Below are 22,828 nucleotides of genomic sequence, written 5' to 3'. Positions count from 1 at the left end.
TGTTGTTTTTTAGCCTAATTTAAAATCAAAAAATACCACATGGACACTATTAAAGCAAATCCTGACATAGTTAAAAAAACCACTTATTCGATCTTATTTATCATAAGTTTTTCTCATTTAATTAATGATCTTTTACAGGCTGTTGTTCCTTCAATTTATCCGCTTTTAAAAGATAATTTTAGTTTAAGTTTTACTCAAATTGGTATTATTACTTTGACTTACCAAATGGTAGCATCTATTTTACAGCCGTTTGTGGGAATGTATACCGATAAAAACTCAAAACCATACTCGCTAATTGTTGGAATGTGTTTTACAATGGTTGGACTTTTCTTTGTTTCGATCGCTTCGAGTTTTATAAACTTATTATTATCAGTAAGTTTAATCGGAATTGGATCTTCGATTTTCCATCCAGAATCTTCACGTGTGGCACATTTGGCTTCGGGCGGAAAAAGAGGTTTGGCGCAGTCTATTTTTCAATTGGGAGGAAATGCAGGAAGTGCAATTGGGCCTTTGTTAGCCGCATTTATTGTTATTCCGCACGGACAATCTTATATCGCTTGGTTTTGTATTATTGCGTTAGTTGGTGTTTTTGCTTTGTATAAAATTGCGATTTGGTACACGGCACATTTATCGGAAAGAAATGCGAATAAAGCTTCTCACCAAATTGAAACACATCATTTATCTAAAAACCGAGTAATTGCTTCGTTGATTATTTTATTGGTTCTGATTTTCTCTAAATACTTCTATATGAGTAGCATTACGAGTTATTATACTTTCTTTCTTATAGATAAATTTCACATTACGATTCAGCAATCGCAAGTGTATTTATTCTTATTCTCTGGCGCTGTTGCTGCAGGAACTTTAATTGGTGGACCAATTGGAGATCGATACGGCAGAAAATATGTAATCTGGGTTTCTATTTTAGGTGTTGCTCCATTTACTTTGATGTTGCCTTATGTTTCTTTATTTTGGGTTGGAACTTTATCTGTAATTATCGGTCTAATTCTTTCTTCGGCATTCTCAGCAATTCTAGTTTATGCAACTGAATTAATGCCTGGAAAAGTAGGACTTGTTGCGGGTCTTTTCTTCGGATTTGCTTTCGGAATGGGCGGTTTAGGTTCTGCTATTTTAGGAAAAATTGCTGATGCTACAAGCATTGAATATGTATTTAAAATTTGTGCATTCCTACCTTTAATTGGGGTAATTACTGGATTCTTACCTAATTTAGAGAAGAAAAAGAAGGCTCAGGAATAATTTAATCTCGCAAAGTCGCTAAGACGCAAAGTTTTATTTTTAATTTAAGATTTTAATTGCGTCCCGATAAATCGGGATGCAAAAAAATACAAAGCTCAAAAGGCTTTAGCCAAAATATATACAATTTTGGCTAGAGCCTTTTCTATTCTTAATTACATACACCTCCAGTTAAAACTGGAGGCAACTCATAAAAAAACTTTGCGTCTTAGCGACTTTGCGAGCAAAATTTTATCTGTGTATTTACAAAATATTTTTGAAAACATAGCCCGTGGTTTCAACCACGGGAAACGTATTTTGATAAACGGGATATTATACATTGCGTTCCCGTGGTTGAAACCACGGGTTATATTTAAACAGATGATTTTTATTTCGTTTCAATTTCATTATTGGTTGTAATAATGATTTTATTTTGCTGATGTTCAATCGTTACGAAATTCCCGAAATTAAAACCGATTTCCTGAAGCCATTTTCCACAAAGACGAATTTCTGGAAATATAACGTATCGATGATCTGATCGTGCAATATGTTTTGGCTGAATTTTTAATCGTCTTTTCGCTGATTGTTTCATTTTATCTTTATTTCATTGAAACAAAAATAGTAAAAAATTATACTACAAATAATATTTTTGAGACACTAAATTATCGTTTTAGGGCAACTTTGATGATTTCAATTATTATTTTTCTTATATTTAAATTATAAGATATTTGCATGAAATATCAATAAATCAACATTGTGTCGAAACTTAAATTAAATAGAATAAAAGTTGTTTTGGTTGAAAACAATCGAACTAGCAAGGAATTAGCCAATCATTTGGGGAAAACTGTATCGACTGTTTCACGTTGGTGTACAAATGAAGCTCAGCCTTCTATTGAAACACTTTATGAGATTTCTAAATATTTGAAGGTTGATATTCGGGAGTTGCTGATTTCGACAGGAAATAAATCATAAAAAAACGCTTTCTTATTAGGAAAGCGCTTTTTTATAAGTTTAAAAATAAAAATTTACGAAAAAGCTAAATCAGCGCTGGCTAGCTTTACCTTTGGTTTACCTAATTTTATTACAGCTTCTTGTACTTTAGTTTGATCTTCTTTTGAAAGGAATACTGGAATCAAAACCGCAATTTTTATTTTTAATAATCGATTTATAACAATTAAATCTCTCAACGTAAATGGTTTAACACCATTCATAAGTTCAGACATATAAGTTTTGCTTTTATGACCTAAAATTAAAGCCAGGTTTTCCTGGGTCAATTCAAGTTCTTTGAGTTTCTTTCTTATTATTTGTTTTCTATTTTCAAGAAATAATCTCTCTAGTTCTGCTATGCGTTCAGACTTGTCACTTTCCAAAAGTTTTTCATCAGTAATTTCATTTACATCATTCCATTCCAAACTTTCATACTTCTCAATAATATCACGCAAATTAGATCTTAAGTTTTTAAAATGTGTATTATCTTTCGCCAGAAGCCTTAATCTTCGGTCAGCAATAAGAGCTCTTTCGTAATCTAGTTCGTTTGTGATTATGCCTCTTTCTACTATTTTTTCTATATCAAAATGTGTTTTCATTATTCTATATAGCTATTTTTTCGCAACCATTTTTCAATAGTCGCTTTGTTATTTTTAAATGTTGATTCATATTCCTGATGCGTCCCCGCCCACACAATTGTAGCTTCTCCATCATCATCAAATTCGATTAATATAAGTGTTCTGTGGATATTAATATTAAAGAAATAAAAACCGTCATTATGTACACAATCTGCATCGTTTCTAATCTCATTAATAGAATCCTGATTAGGATTAAACTTCTCTAAATCAGTAATTAGTTTATCAATTTCATCGCATAATTTTTTATTGCCAATGTTTTTCTTTTTAATTTTTAAAATTGTCTTTTTCCCAATAATCCTCATAATACCAACTTAACAAAGATAATCAAAAGTTCTTATATAAACCGAACTTTTAAAACTATAGTTCATTTTAAATCTATTCAAATTTTACTGCAAGATTCCTATTTTCTTAAATTCAAAAAAGTCATCTCTAAGTGCAAACTTACAATTTTATCTCAATTTTTAACAGGTATTTACTTTCTTTTTAGGATTATTGTATTGTGTGTAATTTTTTTTAAAAGCATAAAAAAACGCTTCCTTTTATCAAAGAAGCGTTTTTAAATTATAAAAGTTTGAAGAAAATTTAATTCCCATTAAAAACTAAATACAAAACCAAAATTGTCAATCCCAGCAAACCAAACAAAAGCTTTACCTTTTTACTCGTTTTAGGAATATCCGTTTCATCTGAAATATTAACTTCAGGGTTTTTATCGGTTAACGAAATAATAACGGCTGCAATTAAAAGCGTAGCAAAAATGTAAAACGAAATCAATAAAAAGTGAGGCCAAACTGGATATTTATCGGCAGGGAAAATCCATAGATATAAAACTCCAACAAACAAACTAAAGGCAGAACCCCAAGAAAGCGTTGCATTTACGGCTTTTTTAGTAGTGCGTTTCCAGAAAACACTCAAAAGGAACACAACAGATAACGAAGGCGCCAAGAAACCTAAAACCGCCTGAAAGATGTTGAATAAATTCTGCCCTTTTATATTGTCAATCGCAACGGCAATTAGAATCGCAAAAACACATCCAGCAGCAATTGTCAAACGGCCAATTTTAATTTGATCTTGAATCGTAGCCGATGGGTTTATTTTCTTTACATAAATATCATTTGTAAAAACGGTGCTTAAAGCATTTAACGAAGAACCAATTGTTCCCACCAAAACCGCAATCATCACGCAGATTACTAAACCGTTCATTCCACTTGGGAAAAGATTCGTAACCATTGTCATATAAGCTAAATCTGAATTGCTTCCTAATTCTGGATATAAGGCATAACACAAAATTCCAGGGAGAATAAACAACGGCAAAGCCATAACTTTTAACCATCCAATAAAGTTTACACCCAATTGTCCCTGTTCCAGATTTTTGGCTCCTAAAACACTCTGAACCATTGATTGGTCGGTACAAAAAAAAGCAACTGCTGCTACAGGATATCCTAACAAAATAGCAGGCCACGGATAATGCGAATCATCTGAAGGACGGACTAAATTCCAAAAATTAGAAGGTGTTTTGGCAATTAAAACATCGATTCCGCCCAACTTTTGCAAGCCTAAAAAAGAAAGTGTCAGCGAAACTACAATCAGCAGAATCATCTGAAAAACATTGACTTTAGCAATTGCTTTTAATCCTCCCGCAAAAGTGAAAATTCCAGAGAAAATCACTAAAACGGTAACGCTCTGCCACATCGGGATTCCCAGAATCTGACGTACTAAAACGCCTCCGCTGAATAATCCTAAAGACAGCCAGCTTACCAAAATTTTTACCAAAGCGTACCAAGCCAAAATATTCTGCGTACTGTCGCCGTAGCGTTTTCCCATATATTCTGGCATCGTGCTTACTTTACTTGCAATATATCTTGGCGCAAAAACCATTGCCAAAAGCAGTAAAAACACAAATGCGTACCATTCGAAATTTCCCGCTACAATTCCTGTAGCGTAACCAATACTTGCAAAAGCCAATAATGACGAAGGCCCAACGTTGGTTCCCCACATATTAAACCCGATGCTGTACCAGTTTAAGGAGTTTCCGGCCAGAAAAAGCGTTTCGTTTTTCTTTCTCTGCTTCATACTTACCACATATCCAATAACTAACAAAGCCACCAAATAACCCGCAACAATTACAAAATCGAGCGTGGTTAATTTATCGTAGATACTGTTCATAGTCCGTATTCGTTAAGAATATCGGCAATTTTAACCGGCATTTCAGTTTGCAAAGATTTATCCATTGCTTGTAATAAAGCCACCGTTCCAATTCCTTCTTCCATGTTTGGATACGCTTCAAAACCTTGCTCAATGCTGTCTACAAAATATTCCAAATAATTCTGATATTCTCCGCCGTGGTGACTTTGACCTTCAAAACGGAAATAATATTTTATCGTACTGTCGCCCCAAGTAATCACTTTTTCTTCGCCAGCTCTATCTGTAATCGCATAGCGTAATTCGTGATAATCAGCTTGGCTAGCTCCTTCTGTAGCTCTTAAAATCGTACTCATTCCACTGTCGCGTTGTGCTGGCTGTGTTGGCGAAGTGTAAACACCACTTACACGAGCAATTCTTCCATCGGTTGCTTTGAAGATAAAATGCATCGTATCTTCATTTTTTAATCCTGCATTTTGTCCGTTACTGCTGATCATTCCGTACCCCATCACTTCCTGAATATTTGGCAAATACCATCTGATGAAATCTACGGGATGACTCAAACCTCCGTACAACCATTTAAACGATTGCAAAAGCGACCATTCTTTCTTTAAAAACCATCTGTGATCGGCATGATATTGTGCTTCAATGGTAATCAAATCTCCAATTAAACCTGCTTCATAATCGGCTCTTTGTCTTTTGGCTGGTTCGAAGAAACGAGAACTTTGCCCAATGAAAACTTTCTTTCCTGTCGATTTGCTTAATTCTAACAATTCTTTTGCATCCGAAAGATCATCGATAAAAGGTTTTGTACAAACAACATGTTTTCCACTTAATAAAGCTTGTTTTACATGTTGTGCGTGAAGATGATCTGGTGTATAAATCGCGATAATATCAATTGACGAATCATTCAATAAATCGTCGTAATTGGTCGTGTACGAATGAAAATCGAATTCTTTTGTACGTTGCTTGCACAATTCTTCATTTCGGTCGCATATTTTAACAAGTTCTAGTTTTGAACTTTCTATAGCGGCCGACATTGTGCTTCGTCCTTCTCCAAGTCCTAGAATGGCTATTTTTAACATGGCATTTTATTATTTTTGATTGTTGATTTTAGTTTTTTTGCCACAGATTAAAAGGATTAAATGGATTTTTTAATCTGTGGAAATCCTTTAATCTGTGGCAAAATATTTTTTTCGCGTTTAAACCCGACAGGTTTTAAAAACCTGTCGGGTTTATTATACGTATTATTTTTTTGCTTCTACTTCTACTTTACTTAAGAAAATCCAGGTTTCGTCTGGTTTTGCGCCTTCAATTCCCGATTGGTATTTTTTCATTAAGGCGTTCCATTGATCTACTTTAGGATTATTTTCAGTTGTTTTTGGATTTAGTTTATCCAAACTATCTCCTTTCGGAATACTGATTACTAAGATCAATTGTCTGTCTTTTTTGAAAACCTGCAATTGCTGGAAATCGGCATTACAGAATCCTTTGGCTACTTCTGGCCATTTTTCGAATTGTGTTTTATGATACTCTACATATTCTTTTTGCAGTTTTTCATCAGCTGGAAGATTCGCTGTTAAAACCACATTTTCCCAATCTGATGCTGGTTTTGAATCTTTACATCTTTCGAAATTTTGGAAATCGTAAACCAAATCATCATAGATTTTAATTTCTAAAGAAGGAAAAGCACCCGCTAATTTTCGCTTCGTTCTTTCTGGCTGATTCATTTTTCCGTAAATCATCAAATGATTTTTCCATTGGTACAATTCCTGACCTACAATTCTAAATCCAGTTAAAGTTGATTTAATTTTTTCGATATCAAAATTAGAACCTATCAATTCAATCGCATACGGTTTTGGCATTTCCTGCAATCCCCATTTTTCATCGATTACGACTTCTTTTTCTAAATCTTTATAAGGCGCTCTAATTCCCGCAGCATCTTTTATCTTAGTGCTTACATACGGATCATTGTGTTCCCAAATATTTCCTTTTGGACCATTATGGTTTTTAAGGATTTTCTTTTCGGCAATCCAGTTGTTTTTAATCGTAAAACCTTCACTTCCTTCATCAGTATACAAATACAGCCATAAAAACGGATCGTGAGCATATAGACTATTGTAAACCTTGTCGATATAATTTTCTTCAATTCGGCTACCAGGTTGAGCCGAAAGCGTATAAATTCCAGCAACATCATGTAGGTGTTTGGCATAATGATGAATTTTATTTCCCAGAATTTTATTGTTCTGCATCACGTTTGGCGTATGCGTCCAACCCCAGCCCATTGCCATTCCGGAATACGATACATCCGAAATTTCGTTGTGTTCAATTGTAATATTTCTAACAAAACCAGCGCTGATTCCTAAAGTTCCCCAATCTTCATTGGTTACGTTCGTGATCAAATTATCTGAAATCACTTCATCGGAACACATTTCTCTTTCATCTTTTATGATTAAAGGCAAATGTGCTTCAAAAGCTTCTTCAGAGAAAATTCCAACATTAATGGCACTTCCGCCAATATCTTTAAATAAATTTCCTTTTACAGTATTATGATTTGTTCCTTTATTTAAATCTAAACCAGTCGAAGCCAAATGCTCAAAACGGCACGATTCAAACTGAATATTATTAGCATAATTTACTTCAACCGCTGCACGAGGTCTACCAACCCACGCCTGATTTTCTAAATTCGCCTGATTTGGCGTTCCTGGAACTTTCAGTTTATAAGCATCCAACAAATACAATCCAGACTGCAACGGCACATGACCTTGCTGCGATGGACGAAGCCAATTGCTGTATTGAAACGAAATTCCTTTAAATTGAAAATGATTAACAGGAGAATCGATTGTCCCTTTTACTTCAACCAGATTTTCTAAAACAGGTGCAGTTACAATTGCCGAATTAATTTCTTCTCCAGCTCTTGGAATATAATAGATTTTACCATTTTTCTTGTCCAAATACCATTCACCAGGTTCATTTAAAAGCGAAAAAGCGTTGTTTAAGAAATAAGCCGAATTTCCGTTATTTTTAGAAATCCACGGAGCAGGCCACGGATGCTCGCTTTGAATACGGCTTTCTGGTTCTTCAAACGAAAGTTTGGCGCTGTCTTTTTGTACTTCGATATTTTTAATACGCAAGTTGGCATTCGACCACCATTGCACAATAAACATTTCCATTCCCGGTTCGAACTTTACCGATTTATCCTTAAACGGAATCCAGCAGGTTTGTTCCTGATGATTCCATGATAAAATACGCTCCATAGTACTTCCCGCAGTATTTTTGGCTCTCACCGCTTTTTTACCGTTTACCCATAATTGTCTGTAGTCAATTAGGCTTCCTGCTTTTTTAGGAGCATCGGCTACCCAAACTGATCCTTTTTTAAGTCCGTTGATAACGGTTGTCGATTTTGTCCAATTTTTAATTTCAATTCCACCGCTTACAATGGGTCTTGCATTTACATCGGCTTCAATTGTTGTCGGACTTTCTGCTGTTCCAGAATCTTCTGGTCGTACAAATAAAGGTTCGTTTAAATAATACGTTCCATTCATTACTATGATTCGGATTCCGTCTTTTATTGATGGATCTTTTAAACGACGAAGCTCTCTGGCTTTTCGCATTGCCATGTGAACCGTTGCCAGCGGATTTGATTTTGTTCCGAGGTTTGAATCTTTTCCTGATGGCGACACCCAGATTTCAGCTCCACTTGCCGAAAGTGTGAATACCAGTAAAAAAACAATCAGTAATTTGTTGAAGGAAATTAAATGCATTATTTATAGTATTGATTTTTTTCTTTAGATAAAATTACGAGGCATTTATTTAAAGCGCTATAATTTTTACAAATAAATGTATTTTTAACACTTTTACCAAATAATTGGGACAATTTAAAAGAATATAAAATGACAGGCATCCTGTACCCTCCTGTAATATTGACTTTGAGACAATAACTTTGAAAATTTAGCTTTTAACTATCTTCTAATTTCCCGATCAAAAAAAGTTAAATTCATAAAAAATCTGTGATAAACTCTTCTAAAATGTCATTTCATATTATTTTTTTAATAGATTTGTGTAATCGATTACATTGAATATTTCAAATTAAAAAACTGTAATTTTATTTATTGAATAAAAATTCACATGATAAAAAACTGAATTAATAGTAAATCGATTTCCTGAAAAACTTTTAACTATAATACAAATAAGAATGAAAACTAACCGAATTAACCTTTTATGTGTAGCCCTAGCCTCTTTTGCTTTGAGTTTCAATACAGCTTCGGCACAAAAAACTGCTGACACGTATAAAAATATTGAGTTTAAAATGGCTGAAATCCAAGAGCCTGTAATTCCGAATTACAGTGTGAATCTAAAAGACTTTGGAGCAGTAAATGGCGGTTATGTTTTGAATACGAAAGCTTTTGCAGATGCCATTGATGCACTTTCGAAAAAAGGCGGCGGAAAATTAATTATCCCTCCTGGGATCTGGCTTACAGGCCCAATTATATTAAAAAGCAACATTGAGATGCATGCTGAAAGGGGTGCTCTGATAAAATTTTCTCCAGACAAAACTTTGTATCCTTTAGTTGAAACCAATTTTGAAGGTCTAAACACCTGGCGTTGTATCTCTCCTATCTACGGTAAAAATCTAGAAAATATAGCATTTACAGGAAATGGTGTATGGGATGGTTCGGGAGAAGTATGGAGACAGGTTAAGAAAAGTAAAGTAACGGAAAGCCAATGGAAAGAAGTAATTTCAAGAGGTGGTGTTTTAAATAAAGAAAAAACGAGCTGGTATCCTTCAGAGGTTTTTATGAATGCCTCAAAAGGCGCTGACCAAAATGTGCGCCCAGATTTAAAAACAAAAGAAGAATTTGAAACCATTCATGATTTTCTGCGTCCAGTAATGGTAAGCATTCAAAACAGTAAAAGAGTTTTATTTGACGGACCTGTTTTTCAGAATTCGCCAGCATGGAATATCCATCCTTTTATGGTAGAAGATTTGATTGTTAGAAATGTAAGCGTCCGTAATCCTTGGTATTCTCAAAACGGAGACGGGCTTGATGTAGAATGCTGTAAAAACGTATTGATTGAAAATTCTAGTTTTGATGTAGGAGACGATGCCATCTGTATTAAATCTGGAAAAGATAAAGACGGACGTGAAAGGGGTATTCCTTGCGAAAACATTATAGTGAGAAACAATATCGTATATCACGGTCACGGAGGCGTTACAGTAGGAAGCGAAATGTCTGGCGGTGTAAAAAACCTTCATGTTTCTAATTGTACCTTTATGGGAACAGATGTAGGACTTCGTTTTAAAAGTGCGCGCGGAAGAGGCGGTGTGGTAGAAAATATATTTATTTCGGATATATACATGACTGATATTCCGTCTCAGGCTATTTCTTTTAATTTGTATTATGGTGGAAAATCAATAGCTGAAACATTGGAAGAAGGTGGCGATAAAATCGTTAATAAAGCAATGCCTGTAACGGTTGAAACACCTCAATTCAAAAACATTACGATTAAAAACATCACTATTAAAGGTGCTCAGCAAGCAGTATTTTTACAAGGTCTTCCTGAAATGAATTTAGAAAATATTGAAATCACAAATCTAATTGCGAAAGCACAAAAAGGCTTTTCTATAATTGATGCTAACGGAATTAAAATCAGCAACGCACAATTGGATATTGAGGCTAAAAATGCTTTCGAAATTTACAATACTAAAAACCTTTCGCTAAAAAACATCGAGTTTAATCCTTCTTCATCAAATGCGATTACAATTAATGGTGAAGCGAGCAAGAACATTGATTTAAGCGGTTCTTCAGCTAATTTTTCTAAGACGACTACTATCGATAAAAACGTGCCTAAGAAAGCTGTTAAATTCTAAAAACGAGATTCTATGTTCAATTCCATAAATAGCTCGAAATTACTGGCATCTGCGTTTTGTGTTTTTTCATTTTTATGCTCTAATGCACAGTCAAATAGCGAAATCAGTACAAAACCTTTTACTGATGGCACTAACCATTGGTACTTTATAAAAGACAAAACCAATATCATAAATCCGATTCCGAATCAGCCGAAATATGCTGAAACAGATTATACTAAAATTGCAGATAATATTCTGTATTTCCAGCGTGATAATGGTGGGTGGCCAAAGAATTATGACATGAAAGCTATTTTAACGCCACAGCAAATAGATAGCGTAGTTAAAACAAAATACATAGAACATACTACTTTCGATAATGAAACGACTTATACTCATATTCATTATCTGGCACAGGTTTATACGCTCACAAAAGATCCGAAATATAAAGATGGGTGTTTAAAAGGTATTAATTTTGTCATAAAAGCACAATATTCAAATGGAGGCTGGCCACAATATTTTCCTTTAGAAAAAGGTTATAGTCGACACATTACTTTTAATGATGGAGCGTATATGGGCATCATGAATCTTTTAAAAAAGATTGTAAATAATGATCCTGATTATGCTTTTATTGACGCTAAAACCAGAAAAAAAGTAGCTAATGCTTACCAAAAAGGATTGGATTGTATTTTGAAAATGCAAATTAAAGATAATGGAAAATTGACTGCTTGGTGCCAGCAACACGACGAAATAACTCTTGAACCTGCATGGGCACGTAAATTTGAACCGCCAAGCATCTGTAATGCCGAAAGTGTTGATGTTGTTTTGTTTTTAATGGATATTGATAATCCAAATGAGAAAATTATTAATGCCGTGCAAGGCGCAATAAAATGGTTTCAGGATTCTAAAATCTATAATACCAGAGTTGAAAGTTTTGCTGCTGAAGAAATGGAATCTAAATATAAGAAAATCAAAAATGACGTAAGAGTCGTACACGATACAACTGCTCCGCCAATTTGGACTCGTTATTACGAATTAAAAACACATCGTCCTTTATTCTCTGATCGTGACAGTGAGTTTTTATATTCTTTAGCCGAAGTAAGCCGTGAAAGAAGAACGGGCTATGCTTGGTACACCGATAAACCTGAAAAGGCTCTGAAGAAATATCCTGAATGGCAGAAGAAATGGGCTCCGGAAAATGATGTTTTGAAACAGTAAAATAAACTATTTTGTATTTCTGTCAAAGGGAGAAATACAAGAAGCCAATTTTCAAATATAGCCCGTGGTTTCAACCACGGGGACGCAATATTGTAACGTCCTGTATTGTGTTCCCGTGGTTGAAACCACGGGCTATATTAGACAAGTTTGCGATTAGAATCTTTGTCAAAGTTTTGAACTTTAACAAAGAGGAAGAAAAAAAAGCGTAAATATTAAATTTACGCTTTTTTGTTTTTTTATATTCTCTATTTATTTAGATCATAAAATGCATTCGCATTCTCAAACCAAATCTTATTCTGATCTTCAATAGAAAACTTTGAAATATAATCTTCTAAAATTTTAACAACCTCGTTATAATCCGAAGCAACATTTAGAACTGGCCAATCTGAGCCGTACATTAATTTATTAACTGAAAAGTTCTCAAAAATAACATCTAAATACGGCTTTAAATCTTCTGGTTTCCAGTTTTTCCAGTCGGCTTCTGTGACCATTCCTGAGATTTTACACCAAACGTTTTCATACTTTGCAATTTCTTGAATTCCCTTTTTCCAAGAATCAATACTTCCTGATTTGATATCTGGTTTTGCAATATGATCGATTACAAATTTTTGGTTTGGAAAATCTTGAACTAAACTAATTGCCGCTGGTAATTGACGTTCAAAAATCAGTATATCGTAAGTATAATTGAATGGCTTTAAAGCTGCGATTCCTCTTCTAAATTCCTTTCCAAACATAAAATCATCTGCTTCACCTTGAACTACGTGCCTAAAACCTTTCAGCTTTTTTTGATCTGAAAAGAATTGCAAACGTTCAACAATATTCTCATTTCGTAAATCGATCCAGCCGACAACTCCTTTTATGAAATCATTTTTAGAAGCCAAATCCAATAAAAAATGCGTTTCTACTTCCGATTGGCTAGCCTGAACAGCAACACAACCTTCAAACTGATTTGCATTTAATAATGGCTGTAGATCTTCAGGAAGAAAATCTCTTTGGATATTCTGCATAGTTTCATCAATCCAGCTATCTCTAATGGGATCAAACTTCCAAAAATGCTGATGGGAATCTATTCTTTTACTCATAATTTCTTAATTAACATCGCTGATTAATGCACGGTCTAAATGTACGTAACCTCCATCTACAAAAACAAATTGTCCTGTGGTATGCGATGATTTTTCTGAAATGACAAAAAGAGCCGTATCCGCAATTTCTTCTGTTTTGGTCATACGGCTTTCTAACGGAATACTTTTATTGATTTTATTCAAAACAGTTTGTCCGTCTGGCAATGTTTTTATCCAATCTTCGTAAGCTGGCGTATAGCTTTCTGCAATAATAATCGCGTTTGAACGAATTCCGTACTGAATCAAATCTACAGCCCATTCTCTGGTCAATCCCAAAACGCCGCCTTTCGCAGCAGCGTAACCAGAAGTTCCTCCCTGCCCTGTTAAAGCCACTTTTGAACCAATATTTAAAATATTTCCTCTTGATTCTTTTAAGTATGGAAGTGCATATTTAGCCAATAAAAAATAACTTACTACATTCAATTTCAATGAATTCATAAAATCCTCGTAGCTTGAATCTAATCCTGCGCCATCATTTACACCAACGTTATTAATTATGGCATCAATTCTCCCATATTTAGCTCCAATTACATTTACAGCATTTTCTATCGCAACAGGATCGGTTACGTCAGTTTGTACAAATAGTGAATTAACTCCTCTTTTTTGAAGCCTTTCTACGTATTCGAAACCTCTTGCATTCCTGTCAACTAAAACCGGAATGGCACCTTCATCTGCCAATCGGTTTACGATCGTTTCTCCAATACTTCCTTCTTTTCCAGCCGAACCAGAAACGACAACTATTTTATTTTTTAAGTTTAAATCCATTTCTTTTTTGTGTTAGATGTGATTTGTAAAATGTCTTTTGTGAAAAGTGATATGTGAGATGTAAAATGTGAAAAGTGAAATCTAAAAATTAAATCGCTTTGTATTCGTGCAATGAAAATCACATTTCACATATTACTTTTCACTTTTCACAAATTAATCAATTTCAATTAACGCCTTAATCACATTATTTTTCGGATCAATCAAATTCCCGAAATCAGTAATCATTTCAGAGAAACTTGTTCTGTGCGTGATGTATTTCTTCGGATCAATTTTGCCTTCTTTCAAACATTTCATCACATATTCGAAATCTTCGATTGTTGCATTTCTACTGCTCATTAAAGTCGATTCTCTTTTGTGGAAATCTGGATGACTAAAACTTAATTCTCCCTTTTGAAGTCCAACCAAAACAAATCTTCCGCCATGTGAAATATAATTAAAAGCGCTGTTCATTACTTTTTGATTTCCAGTTGCATCAATTACTACATTTGCCATATCTCCGTTTGTTAGTTCAGCTAATTTTTGAGCGACATCATCGTTCAACGGATTAATCGTTTCATCAGCATTTAGTTCTGTTTTACAGAAATTTAATCTGTAATCATTGATATCCATTACAATTACTTTTGCTCCAGCGATTTTAGCAAACTGAATCAATCCAATTCCGATTGGTCCTGCTCCCATTACCAAAACAGTATCAGTTGGTTTTACAGCCGCTCTTCTAACTCCGTGCGCCGCAATTGCCAAAGGTTCAACCAAAGCCAATTCATCATAATCTAAACCTTGACCGTGCAATAAATATTGTTCTGGAATCGAAACATATTCCGCCATTCCGCCATCAATATGAACTCCGAAAACTTTGATATTTACACAGCAATTTGTCAATCCGTTTCTGCAGGCAACACACTTTCCGCAGTTAAAATACGGAATAAAAGTTACTTTATCTCCCGGTTTAAAACCTGCAGCATTTCCTTTTACATATTCTGCAGCCAATTCGTGACCTAAAATTCTTGGATATTCAAAATACGGTTGAGTTCCACCAAAAGCATGAATATCAGTTCCGCAGATTCCGATTCTTTTAATTTTCAATAAAACTTCTCCCTCTTTTGGTTCTGGAATACTGGTTTCTTTTAATAGAAATTCCTGAGGTTTTTCGCAAACAATATATTTCATTTTATACTTTCTTAATTTTTATTTTTGATATGCTACAGCTTTCTGTTTGCTTGTTCCTAAACCTTCAATTCCAAGTTCAACAACATCGCCTGCTTTAATATAAATCGGATCTGGTTTAATTCCTAAGCCAACTCCCGGAGGCGTTCCTGTACTGATAATATCGCCCGGAAGTAAAGTCATAAACTGACTTAAATAATGTACCAAATAAGGAATTTTGAAAACTAAATTTAAGGTATTGCTGTCTTGGAATTTTTTACCGTTTACCGTCAGCCACATCTTTAAATTGTCAACATCAGCGATTTCATCTTTTGTAGCCAAAAATGGCCCGAGAGGCGCAAAAGTATCGCTTCCTTTTCCTTTTGCCCATTGACCGCCACGCTCTAATTGAAAAGCTCTTTCGCTGTAATCATTCAATAAAGCATAACCCGCAACGTAATCTAAAGCTTCTGCTTCTTCAACATAACTTGCTTTTTTTCCTACTATAAAAGCCAATTCTACTTCCCAGTCGGTTTTTTCGCTATTTTTTGGAATAATCAAATCATCATCTGGACCGCACAAAGAAGTTGTTGATTTGAAGAAAATAATCGGTTCTGTCGGAATCGGAGCGTTTGTTTCTTTACAGTGATCGATATAGTTTAATCCAATACAGATAATTTTTGAAGGTCTTGCTACTGGCGAACCCAAACGTACAGAAGCATCAACTTCTGGTAAAGTCGGGTTATTTTCTAGTGCTTTTTGTAATTTTTCTAATCCGCTCTCTTCAAAGAAACTTTCGTTAAAATCGGTTACAATCGAAGAAACATCATATCTCTTTTCTCCAATTAAAACTCCAGGTTTCTCTTTTCCGATTTCTCCAAAACGTATTAATTTCATAATCGTATATTTTTAATTGTTAGTTTATTATTTCTGATGAAAGATATCCATCAATCGCATAATCATCTTAGAAATTCTACTTATTATTCATTCAAAATCCTTTATAAAAGCAAAGCAGAATTAATAAATGTAAAAAATACAATTACAAAAATACTTTTTAAAAATTAATATCCGAGATATATTTCATTTTCCTATTCTTAAAATAACTAAACTTTAAATTTTTATAACATTTTTTAGACGGTTTGTAAAAATTATATCACTAATTCTCCTATTATGCAAAAAGATTCTTTAATAAATAAAGGATTTCTTGTGCATTTAAATCTTATTTCTACTTTTGTAATTGTATTTTTTACATTTATTATTTCAAACGATTTCACTACCCAAAATTCCTATATAAAAATGATAAAATTAAAAGGCATAACTTGGAATCATACAAGAGGTTTACTACCAATGGTTGCCACATCACAGCGTTTTACAGAACTACATCCTGATGTTGAAATTTCTTGGGAAAAAAGAAGCTTACAAGAATTTGCAGATGCTTCTATTGAAGATTTAGCCAAAAGATTTGATTTATTGGTAATCGATCATCCTTGGACAGGTTTTGGAGCGCAAACCAAAGCGATTCTTCCGTTATCTGATTATTTATCAAACGAATATATTAAAGATCAAGAAATTAACACCGTTGGGAAATCATACGGAAGTTATGTTTTTCACGACAAATTATGGGCGCTTCCAATCGATGCTGCAACTCCCGTTGCCTCTACCCGCTTGGATCTTTTAGAAAAAAACAATCTAGAAGTTCCTAAAACTTATGATGAATTATTGGCATTAGCTAAAAAAGGTTTAGTTGCCTTTGCCGGAATTCCAGTAGACGTTCTAATGAGCTTTTATATGTTTTGCTGCAGTTTGGGCGAAGCTCCATTTCTTTCTGAAGAAAAAGTGATTTCTGAAACAACAGGAATCAAAGCGCTTCAAATGTTTAGAGAATTAGCTCAATTAATTGATCCTAAAAACTTTAACCGTAATCCAATTCAGGTTTACGAAGCGATGGTCAATTCAGACGAAATTGCGTATTGTCCGTTTGCTTATGGTTATTCTAACTATTCTCGCATTGGATACAGCCAAAACCTTTTACATTTTTATGATTTAGTAAAATTGAATGATAATCCGATGATTTCTTCTTTGGGAGGAACTGGATTAGCGGTTTCTTCATTCAGTGAACATATTGATACAGCCATAAAATATGCTGAATTTACGTGTTCGCCACAAGTTCAGCAGAATATTTATACCGATAATGGCGGTCAGCCAGGACATTTGCAAGCTTGGAAAAGTGATCGAATCAATAGCGTAACGCACGATTATTTCAAAAATACCTTACCAGCTTTAGAACGTGCTTTCCTTCGCCCAAGATATTATGGTCACATGTATTTCCAAGATCACGCTGGAGATGTGGTTCGCAACTATTTAATGAATGGCGGAGATGAAGTAAAAGTATTGGAAGAAATGAATTTGCTTTACGCGGAATCTCTAAAAATTCAGACCGTATGAGACCTTTAGAAGGATTAATTGTTCTGGAATTCTGTCAGTTTTTGGCAGGGCCTTCGGCAGGATTAAAACTAGCCGATTTGGGCGCACGCGTCATCAAAATCGAGCGTCCTGTAAAAGGTGAAGCCTGCAGACAATTAAGCATTAAAGATTTATTTGTAGACGATAGCAGTTTACTTTTTCATACGATTAATAGAAACAAAGAATCTTTTGCTGCCGATTTGAAAAATCCTGACGATTTGGTTTTAATTAAAAAACTAATCGAAAAGGCTGATATTATGACGCATAATTTCAGACCTGGAGTGATGGAAAAAATCGGTTTAGATTTTGAAAATACGCTTTCTATTAATCCGCAAATTATTTACGGAACCATTACAGGTTACGGAAACGAAGGACCGTGGGCAAAAAAACCGGGACAAGATTTATTGTTACAATCGCTTTCTGGATTAAGCTGGTTAAGTGGACGCAAAAGCCAAGGCCCAGTTCCTTTTGGTTTGGCTGTAGCCGATTTAATGTGCGGAAATCATTTTGTACAAGGAATTTTAGCTGCGCTTTTAAAAAGAGTCAAAACAAAAAAAGGCGTTTTGGTTGAAGTCAGTTTGCTGGAATCTATTCTCGATGTGCAATTCGAAGCCATTACTTCTTTCTTAAATGATGGCGGTCAATTACCTGAACGTGGCGATATTAAAGGAAGTGCACATGCTTTTCTAAGTGCGCCTTACGGAGTTTACCAAACACAAGACGGCTATTTGTCTCTTGCAATGGGCGATTTACTTTTTATTGGAAAAACATTAGGTTTAGATTTAAGTGCTTTTGCAGATAAACATCTTTGGTTTGAAAAAAGAGACGAAATCAGAACGATTTTGAGCGAAAGAATTCAAACCCAAACTTCTGATTATTGGATTGAAATCTTGCAGAAAGAAGGTATTTGGTGCGGTAAAGTTTTCAATTACGAAGAATTAGACAGTCAGCCTTTTGTGAATGAATTACAACTGAAACAAACCGTAAAAAATACCGAAGGCGAAACTTTGGTAACCACCAGAAGTCCGATTCAGTTAGACGGCGAAATTCTTTTAAGCGAAAAAGCCGCTCCAAAAGTAGGACAAGACAATTTGAATATACACGAACAATTTTTAAACGATTTGAAATGAAACCATTAGAAGATTATTTAATTGTAGATTTCAGTCAGTTTCTTTCGGGGCCGTCGGCGAGTTTGCGTTTGGCAGATATGGGAGCGCGCGTAATAAAAATTGAAAAACCAGGAACGGGAGATATCTGCCGTACTTTATATACTTCTGATTTGATTATGAACGGCGAATCGTCTGTTTTTCATACCATCAACAGAAACAAAGAATCTTTTGCGATTGATTTTAAACAGTCTGAAGAACTTCAAAAACTAAAAAAATTATTAGCCAAGGCTGATGTTGTGATGCATAATTTCAGACCTGGAGTTATGGAACGCATTGGTTTGAGTTATGACGACGTAAAAAATATTAATCCAAATGTGATTTATGGGTCAATTTCAGGTTTTGGAGAGCATCCAGATTTGAAAGATTTACCAGGTCAAGATTTGCTTTTACAATCATTAACGGCTTTAACTTGGTTGAGCGGTAATCAAGAAGATGGACCAGTACCAATGGGATTATCGATTGTAGATATGCTTGCCGGAGCACATTTGGCGCAGGGAATCTTAGCCGCTTTATACCGAAAAGCAACGCATAATATTGGCGCACAAATTCAAGTCAGTATGTTGGAATCGGCGTTTGATTTTCAATTTGAAACCATTACGACTTATTTTAATGACGGAGGCGAATTGCCTGTTCGAACTAAAACAAACAACGCACATGCTTATTTGGGCGCTCCATACGGAATTTACAAAACCAAAAACGGTTATTTAGCATTGGCAATGGGGTCGATTCCTGTTTTGGCTTCTCTATTGCAATGTGATGCTTTATTGGCTTTCCCTGAAAATAAATTTACGCTTAGAGACGACATCAAAAATATTCTTGCAGAGCATTTGCAAACGCAAGAAACACAGTTTTGGTTGGACATTTTAGAACCTGCAGACATTTGGTGTGCAGGAGTTTTAAACTATCAGCAGTTATTTGCTGAAGATGGATTTAAGGTTTTGAATTTTACCCAGCAAGTTGAAATGCTTGACGGTTATACCTATAAAACAACTCGCTGTCCGATAAAAATTGACGGCGAATACCTGACTTCTGGAAAAGGTTCGCCGAAACTAGGTCAGGACAACGAGAAAATTATTAAAGAATTTATTGACTGCTGATGGAAAAAATTAGAATCGCCGTTCGAAAATTTGATCCTTTCGAAAGTACACTTCAAAAGTTGTGGGATGCATTTTCACTTCAAAATAATATAAAAATTGAAGCCGAAATGGTTGCATTAGAACTTCATGATTTGTATGAAACTACCATTTCTGAAAAAGGTTTAAAAGAAGGAAAATGGGATATTGCTCATATCAATACCGATTGGATTTTTGATGCTGTAAACGAAAATGCGGTTCTTAATTTATTTCCATTAATTGGAGAAAATCCGCCTGAAAATTATCCTTTTGGATGGCATAAGTCGCTTTTGCATTTGCAGAAACTAAGTAACGGCATTTTCGGACTTCCTTTTCACGACGGTCCAGAATGTTTGATTTACCGAAAAGATTTATTCGAAAACGAAACGGAGAAAGAGAATTTTAAAAAACAGTTTGGTTACGAACTTTCTACACCAAAAACTTGGCAGGAATTTTCAGAAATAGCCACATTTTTTAATCGTCCCGAGCAAAATTTATATGGTGCTGTTTTTGCCAATTATCCAGACGGACATAATATGGTTTTTGACTTCTGTCTGCAGTTATGGACGCGCGGCGGTTCTTTATTAAACAACAAAAATCAGATTGACATTCATAATGAAGCAGCGATAAAAGCATTAGATTTTTATCGAAAAATGGTCAATAATGCAACTGCTGTTCATCCAAAATCGAGAGAATTTGGCTCTGTTGAAGCAGGTTTGGCTTTCGCCGAAGGACAAGCAGCAATGGCAATCAACTGGTTCGGATTTGCTTCTATGGCTGAAGTTATAGAAGAATCAAAAGTGAAAGGAAAAATCGATATCACTTCCCTCCCATCCGATCCAGGCCACAAAACCGCTTCTTTGAATGTATATTGGTTGTATACTATTGGCTCTGGAAGCAAACACCAAAAACTAGCTTATGATTTTTTACGTTTTGCAACAACGCCAGAAAGCGATAAATTATTAACTACTGAAGGTGGTATTGGATGCCGAAAATCGACTTGGAAAGATGAAGAAATCAATACATTAATTCCGTTTTATCATAAACTGGAAATGCTTCATGAAAATGCATTAACACTGCCTCAAACCCCAATTTGGCCAAAAGTAGCCCAACTTATCGACGCTGCTGTTTTAAAAGCCATTGAAACTGATATTTCGTCTGAAATACTTTTAGAAGAAACTCAGAAAAAAATTAAAAAATTAAGTCAAGGAACAACATTACACAGCTCTGTCAAAAATTAAACTTGGCAGGCTCAAATTCAAAATATAGAACAAATGAATATTCCCTATAAACCCTTACTTCCCCAAACAGAGCAGCCCATTGTGATCATCGGAGCGAGCGGTATTGTAAAAGATGCCCATCTTCCTGCTTACGAAATGGCTGGTTTTAAAGTTTTTGGTATTACAAACAGAACGATTTCGAAAGCATACGATTTACAGAAACAATTCAAAATCGATCATGTTTTTGAAAGTGTTGCCGATGCAGTAAAAAATGCGCCTTCAAACGCTGTTTATGATATTACCGTTTTACCTGATCAATACATTGAAATTCTGGAACAATTGCCAGATGGTGCTGCTGTTTTGATTCAGAAACCAATGGGAAATGATTTGGCTCAGGCACGTGAGATTGTAGCAGTTTGCGAAAGAAAAAATCTAGTTGCTGCAATCAATTTCCAACTGCGTTTTGCTTCTTTTGTAAGTGCTGCCAGATATTTAATCGATCAGGGAATTATTGGCGAATTATATGATTTAGAATTTAAAGTTACCGTAAATACGCCTTGGGAACTGTTTCCTTTAATAAAAGAACATCCCAGATTGGAGATTCTTTTCCACAGTGTGCATTATATTGACTGTATTCGATCTTTTCTAGGAAATCCGAAAAATGTACTAGCAAAAACGGCCAAGCATCCACTTAAAAAATTATCATCAAGCCGATCTACGATTATTTTGGATTATGGCGAAAATATGCACGTGGTAATCAATACTAATCACGATCATCACTTTGGTCCAAAACACGAAGAAAGTTACATCAAATGGGAAGGAACAAAAGGCGCTGTTAAAGCAAAAATGGGCTTGTTAATGAACTATCCTGACGGTCTTCCTGACGTTTTTGAGTATGCATTACCCAAAAAAGATAATGAAAATGAATATGAATGGACAGAAGTAAAATTGGAAGGCTCTTGGTTTCCAGAAGCTTTTATTGGTGCAATGTCTAATCTAATGCGTTACAAAGAAGGTTCTGACTCAACATTGTCTGCAAGTGTCCAAGATGTTTTGGGGACGATGAAAGTTGTAGAAGCTTGTTATGAAAGTAACAAAAACGGCGGAATTTCTTTTGAAGAAGTGTAATTAAAACACTATATTTCAAAACCAAAAAACAAAATTTAAGTCCTCTTCAAAACAAACGTGATGTTGAACTGACGAATAAAAAGAATAAATTATGTATTTTAAATCAACTTTTTTCGAAGATTATCAAATCGACGACAAACGAATAACTTTAGGCAGAACAATTACAGAAACTGATTTTGTGGTTCATGCCGGACACACAGGAGATTTCTTCCCACACCACATGGACGAAGAATGGTGCAAAACACAACCATTTGGGCAAAGAATTGCGCATGGAACTATGGTTTTTGCGATTGGAATCGGATTAACTGCTTCAGAAATAAATCCAGAAGCTTTTTCTAGAGGTTACGACAAAATGCGTTTTGTAAAACCAGTTCATATCGGCGACACTATTCACTCTGAAATTACTATTTCTGAAAAAGGAGAAGCCAAAAATCCAGAAATGGGAACCGTAACCGAACATGTAGAAATCATTAACCAACGCGGTGAAGTCGTTTTGGTATGTGATCATCTATTGCTTGTGAAGAAAAGGTTCTAAGATGCCAAGATTCTAAGGTGCTAAGGTTTTAAAAACTTTGCGACTTAATGCCTTTGTGGCAAAAAAAACTTAGAATCTAAGCACCTCAGAACCTTAGAACCTATAAAAAAAT

General features: G+C 34.8%; 20 protein-coding genes. 10 read left to right on the top strand and 10 right to left on the bottom strand.

Annotation, left to right across the window (positions count from 1 at the left end; all coding sequences use genetic code 11):
- Positions 1-39 precede the first annotated feature (39 nt).
- A complete protein-coding gene (locus tag AC5ZCW_RS10805; protein ID WP_111425677.1) occupies positions 40-1,254 on the top strand; it encodes an MFS transporter in 1,215 nt (404 codons plus the stop codon).
- 364 nt (positions 1,255-1,618) lie between these two features.
- Here the strand turns inward: AC5ZCW_RS10805 and AC5ZCW_RS10800 are convergent, their stop codons facing one another.
- Positions 1,619-1,822: a SymE family type I addiction module toxin gene (locus AC5ZCW_RS10800; protein ID WP_343543889.1), complete on the bottom strand. Its 204-nt coding sequence runs from the start codon at positions 1,820-1,822 to the stop codon at positions 1,619-1,621.
- Positions 1,823-1,986: 164 nt separating this feature from the next.
- Here AC5ZCW_RS10800 and AC5ZCW_RS10795 point away from each other — a divergent pair, with 164 nt between their 5' ends.
- Positions 1,987-2,202, top strand: coding sequence for a helix-turn-helix transcriptional regulator (locus AC5ZCW_RS10795; protein ID WP_343543888.1), 216 nt, complete (start codon positions 1,987-1,989; stop codon positions 2,200-2,202).
- A 53-nt stretch (positions 2,203-2,255) separates the two neighbouring features.
- On the opposite strand, the gene AC5ZCW_RS10790 is transcribed toward AC5ZCW_RS10795, so the two are convergent.
- The 5 genes from AC5ZCW_RS10790 to AC5ZCW_RS10770 form a co-directional block, all read right to left on the bottom strand.
- Positions 2,256-2,816 (bottom strand): helix-turn-helix domain-containing protein, encoded by a 561-nt coding sequence (locus AC5ZCW_RS10790; protein ID WP_496119707.1) that lies wholly within the window; start codon positions 2,814-2,816, stop codon positions 2,256-2,258.
- Positions 2,816-3,157, bottom strand: a complete 342-nt coding sequence (locus tag AC5ZCW_RS10785; RefSeq protein WP_496119705.1) for a type II toxin-antitoxin system HigB family toxin — start codon at positions 3,155-3,157, stop codon at positions 2,816-2,818. Before AC5ZCW_RS10785 ends, AC5ZCW_RS10790 begins: the two co-directional genes overlap by 1 nt.
- A 280-nt stretch (positions 3,158-3,437) precedes the next feature.
- Positions 3,438-5,018, bottom strand: a complete 1,581-nt coding sequence (locus AC5ZCW_RS10780; protein WP_343543884.1) for a sodium:solute symporter — start codon at positions 5,016-5,018, stop codon at positions 3,438-3,440.
- On the bottom strand, positions 5,015-6,079 hold the full coding sequence (locus AC5ZCW_RS10775) for a Gfo/Idh/MocA family protein (protein WP_496119704.1): 1,065 nt from the start codon (positions 6,077-6,079) through the stop codon (positions 5,015-5,017). Before AC5ZCW_RS10775 ends, AC5ZCW_RS10780 begins: the two co-directional genes overlap by 4 nt.
- Positions 6,080-6,241: 162 nt before the next feature.
- Entirely contained in the window at positions 6,242-8,758 is a 2,517-nt protein-coding gene (locus AC5ZCW_RS10770; protein WP_496119703.1) for a right-handed parallel beta-helix repeat-containing protein, read from the bottom strand.
- Between the two features lie 431 nt (positions 8,759-9,189).
- Between AC5ZCW_RS10770 and AC5ZCW_RS10765 the strand changes: the two genes are divergently transcribed.
- Together AC5ZCW_RS10765 and pelA are read left to right on the top strand one after the other, a co-directional pair.
- Positions 9,190-10,866 carry a glycoside hydrolase family 28 protein gene (locus tag AC5ZCW_RS10765; protein WP_343543879.1) on the top strand — a complete coding sequence of 559 codons (1,677 nt, stop codon included), beginning with the start codon at positions 9,190-9,192 and terminating at the stop codon, positions 10,864-10,866.
- Positions 10,867-10,878: 12 nt separating this feature from the next.
- Positions 10,879-12,060, top strand: a complete 1,182-nt coding sequence (pelA, locus tag AC5ZCW_RS10760) for a pectate lyase (protein WP_343543878.1) — start codon at positions 10,879-10,881, stop codon at positions 12,058-12,060.
- A gap of 245 nt (positions 12,061-12,305) precedes the next feature.
- Here pelA and AC5ZCW_RS10755 read toward each other — a convergent pair whose 3' ends face one another.
- The 4 genes from AC5ZCW_RS10755 to AC5ZCW_RS10740 all read right to left on the bottom strand — a co-directional run bounded on the left by AC5ZCW_RS10755 (position 12,306) and on the right by AC5ZCW_RS10740 (position 15,986).
- The gene (locus tag AC5ZCW_RS10755) at positions 12,306-13,142 is read right to left on the bottom strand and encodes an amidohydrolase family protein (protein ID WP_343543876.1); all 837 of its coding nucleotides are present in this window, start codon (positions 13,140-13,142) and stop codon (positions 12,306-12,308) included.
- A 6-nt stretch (positions 13,143-13,148) separates the two neighbouring features.
- The gene (locus tag AC5ZCW_RS10750) at positions 13,149-13,946 is read right to left on the bottom strand and encodes an SDR family oxidoreductase (RefSeq protein WP_343543875.1); all 798 of its coding nucleotides are present in this window, start codon (positions 13,944-13,946) and stop codon (positions 13,149-13,151) included.
- A 153-nt stretch (positions 13,947-14,099) separates the two neighbouring features.
- Complete coding sequence (locus AC5ZCW_RS10745) at positions 14,100-15,113, bottom strand: zinc-binding alcohol dehydrogenase family protein (RefSeq protein ID WP_343543873.1); 1,014 nt, start codon at positions 15,111-15,113, stop codon at positions 14,100-14,102.
- A gap of 18 nt (positions 15,114-15,131) precedes the next feature.
- The gene (locus tag AC5ZCW_RS10740) at positions 15,132-15,986 is read right to left on the bottom strand and encodes a fumarylacetoacetate hydrolase family protein (RefSeq protein WP_343543872.1); all 855 of its coding nucleotides are present in this window, start codon (positions 15,984-15,986) and stop codon (positions 15,132-15,134) included.
- A 399-nt stretch (positions 15,987-16,385) separates the two neighbouring features.
- On the opposite strand from AC5ZCW_RS10740, the gene AC5ZCW_RS10735 reads away from it, so the two are divergent.
- The 6 genes from AC5ZCW_RS10735 (at position 16,386) to AC5ZCW_RS10710 (ending at position 22,716) form a co-directional block, all read left to right on the top strand.
- Complete coding sequence (locus tag AC5ZCW_RS10735) at positions 16,386-17,534, top strand: ABC transporter substrate-binding protein (protein ID WP_496119702.1); 1,149 nt, start codon at positions 16,386-16,388, stop codon at positions 17,532-17,534.
- Complete coding sequence (locus tag AC5ZCW_RS10730) at positions 17,531-18,682, top strand: CaiB/BaiF CoA transferase family protein (protein ID WP_496119701.1); 1,152 nt, start codon at positions 17,531-17,533, stop codon at positions 18,680-18,682. The genes AC5ZCW_RS10735 and AC5ZCW_RS10730 overlap by 4 nt, the downstream gene beginning before the upstream one ends.
- Positions 18,679-19,818 (top strand): CaiB/BaiF CoA transferase family protein, encoded by a 1,140-nt coding sequence (locus AC5ZCW_RS10725; RefSeq protein WP_496119700.1) that lies wholly within the window; start codon positions 18,679-18,681, stop codon positions 19,816-19,818. Before AC5ZCW_RS10730 ends, AC5ZCW_RS10725 begins: the two co-directional genes overlap by 4 nt.
- Positions 19,818-21,074 carry an extracellular solute-binding protein gene (locus tag AC5ZCW_RS10720; protein ID WP_496119699.1) on the top strand — a complete coding sequence of 419 codons (1,257 nt, stop codon included), beginning with the start codon at positions 19,818-19,820 and terminating at the stop codon, positions 21,072-21,074. The genes AC5ZCW_RS10725 and AC5ZCW_RS10720 overlap by 1 nt, the downstream gene beginning before the upstream one ends.
- 33 nt (positions 21,075-21,107) lie before the next feature.
- The gene (locus AC5ZCW_RS10715) at positions 21,108-22,181 is read left to right on the top strand and encodes a Gfo/Idh/MocA family protein (protein WP_496119698.1); all 1,074 of its coding nucleotides are present in this window, start codon (positions 21,108-21,110) and stop codon (positions 22,179-22,181) included.
- 91 nt (positions 22,182-22,272) lie between these two features.
- A complete protein-coding gene (locus AC5ZCW_RS10710) occupies positions 22,273-22,716 on the top strand; it encodes a MaoC/PaaZ C-terminal domain-containing protein (RefSeq protein ID WP_488754530.1) in 444 nt (147 codons plus the stop codon).
- Positions 22,717-22,828 lie beyond the last annotated feature (112 nt).

It is taken from the genome of Flavobacterium sp. PLA-DH12 (assembly GCF_059511845.1).
This window is presented reverse-complemented; position numbering and strand designations above follow the sequence as displayed.